This window comes from Methylobacterium endophyticum (genome assembly GCF_050591105.1).
GTDB lineage: Bacteria > Pseudomonadota > Alphaproteobacteria > Rhizobiales > Beijerinckiaceae > Methylobacterium.
Genome location: NZ_JBNHES010000019.1, coordinates 48,863 through 58,107 on the forward strand (window position 1 = coordinate 48,863; position 9,245 = coordinate 58,107).

The following is a 9,245-nucleotide window of genomic DNA, read 5'->3' on the forward strand; positions in this document are numbered from 1 at the left end:
CGGTACACGCACATGACCTATCCGAAGGGCCGCGCCCAGACGGCACGGCAAGCGGCGCGGGCGGCCCTGGCTTCGGCCTGCGCCCTCGCCCTGGCGGCGGGATGTGGATGGGCGGTGCGGCCGTTGCCGGCCCCGGCGCAGGAGGCGGCCTCCGCCGTCCAGGACGTGACCCTCCAGGACGTGAGCCTGCCCTTCGGCGCCACGGTGCTCACCGCGCCCAAGGTGACGGTGAGCGGCACGCGCCTGTCGCGGGACGACCTCATGGGCATCCTGAAGGCGGATTCGCCGGAGCCCTGGGCCGCGCGGCTCGCCCGGCTCGACGCCGCCAGCCTGACCATCCCCGAGCTGCGCACGGTCCATGCCGGGCCGGGGGATGCCCGCCAGACCGTCGTCTACCGCGACGTGACGGCCCGCGACGTGCGGGCCGGGCGCATCGCCGAGCTCACCGCCTCGGGGGCGGCGATCACCGTGGCGGGCGGCCCGGACTCCGGCTCGGGGAGCTACGGGCGGATCGCGGCGACCGGCGTCGACCTCGCGGCCATGGCCCGACTCTACGGCGTGCCCGGCGACGGCAAGGGGCCGCTGCTGACGCTCTACGCCACGCTGTCCATCGCCGATCTCGCCTACACGGACGAGAAGGGCACCGCCGTGAAGCTCGCCGCCCTGTCCGGGCGCGATCTCGGCGGACGGCAGGTGCCGGGAGGCTGGACGGGGGCCGTCGAGGCGCTGTCGCGCCTCGATCCCGACAGCCTCGAAGGGCCCGAGCGCGCCAAGGCGGCCGCCACCGTGGCCGACCTGATCGAGGGCGTCTCGGCCGGCGCGGTGGAGGCCAAGGGCCTCAGCGTCGCCGAGACAAAGGGCCCCGAGCCGCTGACCTTCGAGATCGGCCGGATGGCTTTCGCGCTACCGGCCGCCGGCCAGAAGGCCCAGTCGGCCGCCTCCGAAACCGGCTTCACCCTGGAAGGCATCGCCCTCTCCAAGGGGGGCATGCGCACGCGCATCGAGAAGATCACGCTCGCCGGCTTCTCGCTGGCGCCGACGGTCGCGGCCCTTCGCCAGATCGCGGTGGTCGACCCCAAGAAGCCCGACGCTCCCGTGCCCGAGGGCGCGATGCGGCGGCTGACGCCCGCCATCGGCACCCTCACCCTCGACGGCATGAGCCTCGACCTTCCGCCCGAGGAGGCGCCCACCCCCGCGCCCCCGCCCGTGCCGGCGCCGGAGGCCGCGCCGCCGAAGCGCCTCGGCGATTCCCTGGACGACGCCGTGCGCGGCGCCGCCCGCGCCAAGGGCGCCGACAGGAGCGCCGCCAAGGCGGCCCCGCCCGTCGCCAAGCCGGGAGCAGCCAAGCCGGCCGCAGCCCCGGTCCATGTCGGCCTGCGCAACGCCACCATGACCTTCGGCCCTCCGCGCGAGGGCGTGCCGACATCGAGCCGGCTCAGCCTCGCCGGCCTGACCATGCCGGCCGCCAGCGTCGCCTCGGTGCCGGGGCTCGGCGGCCTCTCCGCCTACGGCTACGGCGATCTCGACCTCGACGCGGTGGTCGATTCGAGCTGGGACGAGGGCAAGCGAGAGGTCCTGCTGCGGGAGGTTTCGGTGGCCGGCAAGGACATGGGCAGCGTGCGGCTCGCCGGCACCATCGGCGGCATCGGGCCCGAATTGTTCGACCCGGACGCGGCGACCTCCGGGCTCGCCATGCTCTCGGCCACCGCCAAGGCGCTCGACCTGAGCATCGAGAACACCGGCCTGTTCGAGCGCTTCATCGCGGCCCAGTCGAAGACGCTGAGCCTCAAGCCGGACGAGCTGCGCCAGGAATACGTGACCGCCAGCACGCTCGGCGTGCCGGTGATCCTCGGCAACTCGCCCTCCGCCAAGGCCATCGGCGCGGCCATGGGCCAGTTCGTGACCAAGCCCGGCAAGCTGACGCTCTCGGCCAGGGCGAAGGACGCGAACGGCTTGGGCGTCGCCGAGTTCAGCACCGCCGGCTCGCCGGGCGCCGTGCTCGACAAGCTCGACGTGACCGCCAAGGCCGAGTGATTCTTTTCGGGCCTTCACCGCCGTCTCGCCCACGGTTGTCGGCCGCTCTCCTGTCCTGAACCTTCGAGGCCCCTGACAGGGCGCCTGAGCATCCGGCCGACAAGCGGGGCGGCGGCCTCGGCCGTGGGTGATTCCGTCGTCGTTGCGAGCGACGAGGGGATCACGCGATGGTTTGGACCGAGACCACCCACGCGCGGCATGCGCGGGAGCGAGGCGGGCTCGCGAGCGCCGAACTCCCCACACGACGCGTCGCGAAAATATGAACCATCACCTATCGGCCAGATTCTCGGGAGGAGGCCGAGGGCGGGACGAGAGCGATCGGCCAGCCTCTCCGGATGAGGCGATCTGGTAGGAAGGCGATGGATCCCAGCCTTGCCGCCCGAGTCCCGATGCTGCAAAGCGTGCCGGCCCGAGGACACGAGCCATGCACGACATCCGCGCCATCCGCGACAACCCGGCCGCCTTCGACCACGCGCTCGCCCGGCGCGGGCTGGCGCCGCTCTCGGCGGAGCTGATCGCCCTCGACGACGCGCGAAAGGGCGCGATCTCGGCGGCTCAAGGCAATCAGGAGCGGCGCAACGCGCTCTCCAAGGAGATCGGCGCCGCCAAGAAGGCGAGGGACGAGGCCCGCGCGGCCGAGCTCATGGCCGAGGTCGCCCGCCTGAAGGACGAGGGGCCGGCGCTCGACGCCGCGCAGACCGAGGCCGGCAAGGCGCTCGACGACAAGCTCGCCGCCATCCCGAACTCGCCGAAGGAGGACGTGCCCGAGGGCGCCGACGAGCACGGCAACGTGGAGTATCGCCGCTTCGAGCCGGCCCACCCCTGGCTCACCGGCGGCAAGCAGCATTTCGAGATCGGCGAGGCCACCGGCCTCATGGATTTCGAGGCGGCGGCCAAGCTCTCCGGCTCGCGCTTCGTGGTGCTGAAGGGCCAGCTCGCCCGGCTGGAGCGGGCGCTCGGCCAGTTCATGCTCGACACCCACACGCAGGAGCACGGTTATCTGGAGGTCGCGCCGCCGATCCTCGTGAAGGACGAGGCGATGTTCGGCACGGCGCAGTTGCCGAAGTTTGCTGAGGATCAATTTGCGGCAGTCGGACTAAGCCAGTTTGCTCGAGATCTTTCGAGAGACCCGCACATATCGAATGCCGCAGACGAATATAAGGCTGTCCTCCGCCTAGAAAAAATTACCTCGCCGGACGACATCAAGGGCCTTGAGATTTGGTCGGATGCTTTCGCGAATGCTGCAATCAGTACGCCCAAGCACTGGCTCATCCCAACGGCCGAAGTCCCCCTCACCAATCTCGTGCGCGAAAGCATCCTCTCCGAGGATGAGCTTCCCCTGCGCTTCACGGCGCTCACCCCCTGCTTCCGCGCGGAGGCCGGGGCGGCGGGGCGGGATACGCGCGGGATGCTGCGCCAGCACCAGTTCAACAAGGTCGAGCTGGTCTCGATCACGGCGCCCGAACAATCCGCCGAGGAGCACGAGCGCATGCTCGCCTGCGCCGAGAACGTGCTCAAGAAGCTCGATCTGCCGTTCCGGGTGATGACGCTCTGTACCGGTGACATGGGTTTTGCATCGCGAAAAACCTACGACATCGAGGTCTGGATGCCGGGGCAGGGCACCTTCCGCGAAATCTCCTCGTGCTCCGTCTGCGGCGACTTCCAGGCGCGGCGGATGAGCGCGCGCTACCGGCCGAAGGGCGCCAAGAGCCCGGACTTCGTCCATACCCTCAACGGCTCGGGCGTGGCGGTGGGCCGCGCGCTGATCGCCGTGATGGAAAACTACCAGAACCCGGACGGGAGCGTCACGATCCCGTCCGCGCTCGCCCCCTACATGGGCGGCCTCACCCGGATCGAGGGCCCACAAAAGGACATGGCACGCTGATGCGCATTCTCGTCACCAACGACGACGGCATCCACGCGCCGGGCCTCGCCACCCTGGAGGGGATCGCCCGCGAGATCTCGGACGACGTCTGGGTGGTGGCGCCCGAGAGCGACCAGTCCGGCGTCTCGCACTCGCTCTCGCTCAACGATCCGCTGCGCCTGCGGCAGGTGTCCGAAAAGCGCTTCGCCGTGAAGGGCACGCCCTCCGATTGCGTCATCATGGGCATCCGCCACATCCTCAAGGAGCACGGGCCGGACCTCGTGCTCTCCGGGGTCAATCGTGGCCAGAACGTCGCCGAGGACGTGACCTATTCGGGCACCATCGCAGGCGCCATGGAGGGGACGATCCTCAACGTGAAGTCCATCGCCATGAGCCAGGCCTACGGGCCCGGCGGCCGCACCGGGATCAAATGGACTTGCGCGGCGCATCACGGCGCGGTGGTCGTCAAAAAGATCCTGGAGGCGGGGATCGAGCCCGGCATCCTCGTCAACGTGAACTTTCCCGATTGCGAGCCCGAGGAGGTCGCGGGGATCGCGATCGCCGCGCAGGGGCAGCGCAACCAGGACCTGCTCGCCATCGACGCGCGCATGGACGGGCGCGGCAACCCCTATTTCTGGCTCGCCTTCGCCAAGGCCCGCTTCGAGCCCGGCCACGGCACCGATCTCAAGGCCATCGCCGAGAACCGCATCTCGATCACGCCGCTGCGCCTCGATCTCACGGACGAGCCGACCCTGACGCGCTTCGCGCAGGCGTTTTCGCGATAGGCGATCCGGCCGGGCCCCTGGCGTGCGGAGGACCCCTGGCGCGCGGATGGCGGCGCGTGCGAGGGTCGCGGCCGTGAGCGGGGCAACCGACCAGGACGACGAGGATCTCGAACGGGCGGAGGGCGATGCCGCCTTCGTGCTCTCGCTGCGCGCGCGCGGCGTGCGCGACACCGCGATCCTGCGCGCCCTCGAACGGGTGCCGCGCGCGCTGTTCGCCAAGGGCGGCCACCGCGCCCTGGCCCGGCGCGACGTCGCGCTGCCCATCGCCTGCGGCGCGACCATGACGGCGCCGACCACCATCGCGGCGATGCTGCTGGCGCTGGAGGTCGCGCCCGGCGCGCGGGTGCTCGAGATCGGCACGGGCTCAGGGTATGCGACCGCGCTCCTGGCGCAGCTCGGGGCGGCGGAGATCGTCAGCCTGGAGCGCTACGCGACCCTCGCGGAGGATGCCGCCGGCCTCCTCTGCGACTGGCCCGTCATCGCCGTGCGGCACGCGGACGGGCTGGCGCCGCTCGCAGGGGAGGGCGGCTTCGACCGCATCCTCGTCAACGGCGGCGTCGGCGCCATCCCCGAGCACTGGACGCGGGCGCTCGCTCCCGGCGGCCGGCTCGCGGCGCCGCTCGCGGCCCCCACGGGGAACCGCCTCGTCGTGGTGGAGCGGGGGGAGGGGGGCCTGCGCGAGACGCTCGGGCCGCCGCTGAGGCTGCCGGCGCTGGTGCCGGGGCGGGCCGGCATCCTGTAGAGCCGTTCAGAAGACGCGGCTTCCGGTTCTCCGTCCGGATATGCGGCCGACTCCAAGCCGGGGGGACGGATGCGCGGCCCCGCCGCCGGGGATCGGGCACGGCGGGGCCGGTCATCCTCGTGAGCCGGATACGCAACGCGGCTCGCGAGGGGCGACCATCGCACCCGTCGGTTATCGCCGTGTTCACTCCCGGCGGCCGCGAACGGCCCGGAACGGGATTCCCAAATGCGACAGGCGTGAACGCCGCCCCGAAATCCGGCCCGTCGAAAACGGTTGTTTAACCTGAATCCGATTTGAATGATCGCGTTAGTTGCGTCAGGCAGACGGGTGCATCGATGCGGGTTCGCGTTGCAGGTCGGGGATTGAGGACGCTCTCGCGGCTCGCCCTCGTCGGAGTCATCGGAGGCGCCGCCGCCGCCTGCTCCTCGGACGCGTCGCGCCTCGGCGACCCGTTCACCAATCCCTTCGCGTCGAACGAGCCCTCGGCCACCGGCAGCCTGCCGGACGAGCCCCGTACGGCGCCCGCGATCCGCACGGGCCGCATCCAGTCCGAGGCGCTCGCCGCCCCGGTCGCCGGCATCGCGCCGCGCCCGGTCGGCACGCTGGCCCGCGCCGCGCAGACGCCGCTCCCCACCGCCACCCGCGTCGCCTCGACGGGCGCGCCCGGCTGGAGCGCGCAGGGCGGCACCCCGATCACCGTCGGGCAGGGCGACGGGCTCGCCCAGATGTCCACCCGCTTCGGCGTGCCGGCGTCCGCCATCCTCTCGGCGAACGGCCTGACCAGCGCCTCGCAGGTGACGCCGGGCCGCCAGCTCGTCATCCCCGTCTACAACGCCTCGGGCATGAACCCCGCCGCGATGACGACGCGGACCGTGCCGACCCCGGCGCCGCTCAAGGCCGTCGAGAAGAAGACCGACAAGGTCGTCGAGGAGCGTCGGGCCGAGGACAGGATCGCCGAGACGAAGGCCCGCAAGGAGGCCGAGCACAAGAAGGACCTCGCCGAGGCGAGGAAGGACGAGCTGAAGAAGGCCGAGGCCCGAAAGGAAGAGGCCCGCAAGGACGAGGCGAAGAAGAAGGAGGAGGCCAGGGAGGCCGCCGCCAAGCGCCATGTCCGCCCCGGCCAGACCGCCAAGGCCGAGAAGACCGACGCCAAACCGGAGGCGAAGGCCGATCCGAAGGCGGACGCCGCGCGCAAGAAGGACGCGGAGGCCAAGCTCGCCGCCGCCAAGGCGTCGAAGGACGCGACCAAGGCCGATGCCGCCCGCAGGCTCGCCGAGGCCAAGGCGGCCAAGGAGAACTCCGAGAAGGCGGCCAAGGCTGAGACGAAGACCGAGAGCGGCGTGAAGACGGCGCAGGCCAAGCCCGTGGAGAAGCCGGCCGAGAAGCCCGTCGCCGAGAAGCAGGAGCCCGCGAGCACCGGCTCCGTGGCGTCGGCCTCCGAGTCGTTCCGCTGGCCCGCCAAGGGCCGGGTGATCTCGGGCTACGGCTCGTCCGGCAACGAGGGCATCAACATCGCGGTGCCCGAGGGCACGGCGGTGAAGGCGGCCGAGGACGGCACCGTCGCCTATGCCGGCTCCGACGTGAAGGGCTACGGCAAGCTCGTGCTGGTGCGCCACCCGAACGGCTACGTCTCGGCCTACGCCCATAACGGCGAGCTGGACGTGAAGCCGGGCGAGAAGGTCAAGCGCGGCCAGACCATCGCGAAGTCCGGCGCCTCCGGCAACGTGACCTCGCCGCAGCTCCACTTCGAGATCCGCAAGGGCGGCGCGCCCATCGACCCGATGTCGCAGCTCGCCAGCAACTGATCCGGCCGGACGGGCCCATGTTCGAGGCGGCGGCTCGCGAGGGCCGCCGCCTTTCGTTCGGGCTCAGGCGGCCGGCGTGTGGAGCTTGCCCTCCGGGCTCGCCTTGTCGACGGCGGCCGGCAGCAGTTGCGAGATGAGCGCCGCGACCTGATCGGCGGGGATGCCGAGCTTGGCCGCGATGTCCCTGACATGCTGGTCGCCGAGCACGCGGTTGACGTCCTCGGCGGTGATCGGCTCGTTGGGGCCGCGCCCGAGCCAGGAATTGACCTGCGCCCCGAGCCCAGACTGCTGGAGCTTCAGGAGCAGCCCCTCGAGCCCTCCGGGCACCACCCGCTCGATGATGCCGGGCAGCGCCGAGGCCGCCGCCTCCCCGAGCACGCCGCCGAGTGAACCCTTGATGCTGTCGAAGAGGCTCATCCATCGTCTCCGCTGATGCGCCCGCTCGGGCGCGGGCCAGAATCGCGGGCGCAGTCAAGGACGCGCGCCGCCCGGAAAGCAAGGGCGGCGCCCGGCCCTCAGGACAGGGTGCGCCCGAGCCGTCCCGCGAGATCCTGGATGAACTGGAAAGCGGTGCGGCCGGAGCGCGAGCCCCGCGTCGTCGACCATTCGAGCGCCTCGGCCCGGAGCTGCTCCGGCGCGACGGGCAGGGCATACCGCTCCACATAGGCGCGGATCATCGCGAGATACTCGTCCTGGCTGCATTTGTGGAAGCCGAGCCAGAGCCCGAAGCGGTCCGACAGGGAGACCTTCTCCTCCACCGCCTCGCCGGGATTGATCGCGGTGGAGCGCTCGTTCTCGACCATCTCGCGGGCGAGCAGGTGCCGCCGGTTGGAGGTGGCGTAGAACAGCACGTTGTCCGGCCGCCCCTCGATGCCGCCGTCGAGGGCCGTCTTCAGCGACTTGTAGGAGGTGTCGTCGGCATCGAAGGAGAGGTCGTCGCAGAAGACCACCCAGCGATGGGGGTCGTTGCGGAGCGTCGCCATCAGGTCGGGGAGCGCCTCGATGTCCTCGCGGTGGATCTCCACGAGCTTCATCGGCAGGGCGCCCTCGGGACGGTTGGCGTTGATCTCGGCATGCACCGCCTTGACCAGCGAGGACTTGCCCATGCCGCGCGCCCCCCAGAGCAGGGCGTTGTTGGCCGGCAGCCCCCTCGCGAAGCGTCCGGTGTTCTCGGCGAGCGCGTCGCGGTTGCGGTCGATGCCGGTCAGCAGCCCCATCTCGACCCGCGACACCTTCGGCACCGGGATCAGGCGCCGCTCCGGCCCCCAGAGGAAGGCGTCGGCGGCGCTGGTGTCGCTCACGGGTCTGCCGGCGGGGGCGGCGCGCTCCAGGGCGGTGGCGATGCGCTCCAGAAGCGGCAGCAGGGTGGAGAGCGTGGCGTCGGGCGAGGCCGTCATGGAGGTGTTCCGGTCTGGGCGGGATGGAAGCGGGGCGTCTCGAAGCGGGGTGTCTTAAAGGCTTCGGCCGCCGAAATCACCGACGCGGCGGGAGCGCGGCCCTGCCCGGAGGGGGCGAAGAGAGTGCCGGGACGGGGCGCGGCACGATCGCACCGCCGCGCGTCGTTGCTTTCGGGTCGCCCGTGGCTATAGTCCGCGCGCTTTTCGACAGGCTCGATCCATGCCCGCCGGTGCCGCCGACGGGCCGCGCCCGTTCATCCCAAGGAGTTCCCCCGCGTGATCACCCCCGCCTTCGCCCAAGGGGCCGGCCCCGCCGGCGGAGCGGACATCGCCCTTCAGGTGGTGCCGTTCGTCCTGATCTTCGTGATCATGTACTTCCTCATCCTTCGCCCGCAGCAGAAGCGGGTCAAGGACCATCAGTCCATGGTCAAGAACGTGCGCCGGGACGACACCGTCGTCACCAATGGCGGCATCGTCGGGCGCGTGGTCAAGGCCATGGACGAAGCGGGCGAGATCGAGGTCGAGATCGCGCCGAACGTCCGCGTCAAGGTGGTGCGCACGATGATCTCCGAGGTCCGCGTCAAGGGCGGCCCGGTCAAGGCGGCCTGAGCACGCCGC

At 71.3% G+C, this 9,245-nt stretch carries 8 protein-coding genes; 6 read left to right on the plus strand and 2 right to left on the minus strand.

Annotated features, from left to right (window positions below; translation table 11 throughout):
- The first annotated feature begins 12 nt into the window (after positions 1–12).
- The 5 genes from ACP56T_RS18660 (at position 13) to ACP56T_RS18680 (ending at position 7,230) form a co-directional block, all read left to right on the plus strand.
- Positions 13–2,034: a hypothetical protein gene (locus tag ACP56T_RS18660; protein ID WP_430913691.1), complete on the plus strand. Its 2,022-nt coding sequence runs from the start codon at positions 13–15 to the stop codon at positions 2,032–2,034.
- Positions 2,035–2,458: 424 nt separating this feature from the next.
- Positions 2,459–3,919 carry a serine--tRNA ligase gene (gene serS / locus ACP56T_RS18665; RefSeq protein ID WP_430913661.1) on the plus strand — a complete coding sequence of 487 codons (1,461 nt, stop codon included), beginning with the start codon at positions 2,459–2,461 and terminating at the stop codon, positions 3,917–3,919.
- Positions 3,919–4,683, plus strand: a complete 765-nt coding sequence (gene surE, locus ACP56T_RS18670) for a 5'/3'-nucleotidase SurE (protein ID WP_430913662.1) — start codon at positions 3,919–3,921, stop codon at positions 4,681–4,683. Before serS ends, surE begins: the two co-directional genes overlap by 1 nt.
- A 46-nt stretch (positions 4,684–4,729) precedes the next feature.
- Positions 4,730–5,425: a protein-L-isoaspartate O-methyltransferase family protein gene (locus ACP56T_RS18675; RefSeq protein WP_430913663.1), complete on the plus strand. Its 696-nt coding sequence runs from the start codon at positions 4,730–4,732 to the stop codon at positions 5,423–5,425.
- Between the two features lie 335 nt (positions 5,426–5,760).
- Positions 5,761–7,230 carry a peptidoglycan DD-metalloendopeptidase family protein gene (locus ACP56T_RS18680; RefSeq protein WP_430913664.1) on the plus strand — a complete coding sequence of 490 codons (1,470 nt, stop codon included), beginning with the start codon at positions 5,761–5,763 and terminating at the stop codon, positions 7,228–7,230.
- A 63-nt stretch (positions 7,231–7,293) separates the two neighbouring features.
- On the opposite strand, the gene ACP56T_RS18685 is transcribed toward ACP56T_RS18680, so the two are convergent.
- Both ACP56T_RS18685 and ACP56T_RS18690 read right to left on the minus strand, forming a co-directional pair.
- The gene (locus ACP56T_RS18685) at positions 7,294–7,647 is read right to left on the minus strand and encodes a YidB family protein (RefSeq protein ID WP_430913665.1); all 354 of its coding nucleotides are present in this window, start codon (positions 7,645–7,647) and stop codon (positions 7,294–7,296) included.
- A gap of 98 nt (positions 7,648–7,745) precedes the next feature.
- Positions 7,746–8,627 (minus strand): ATP-binding protein, encoded by an 882-nt coding sequence (locus tag ACP56T_RS18690; protein WP_430913666.1) that lies wholly within the window; start codon positions 8,625–8,627, stop codon positions 7,746–7,748.
- Between the two features lie 276 nt (positions 8,628–8,903).
- Here ACP56T_RS18690 and yajC point away from each other — a divergent pair, with 276 nt between their 5' ends.
- Positions 8,904–9,236 (plus strand): preprotein translocase subunit YajC, encoded by a 333-nt coding sequence (yajC, locus tag ACP56T_RS18695; RefSeq protein WP_430913667.1) that lies wholly within the window; start codon positions 8,904–8,906, stop codon positions 9,234–9,236.
- The last annotated feature ends 9 nt before the right edge of the window (positions 9,237–9,245 follow it).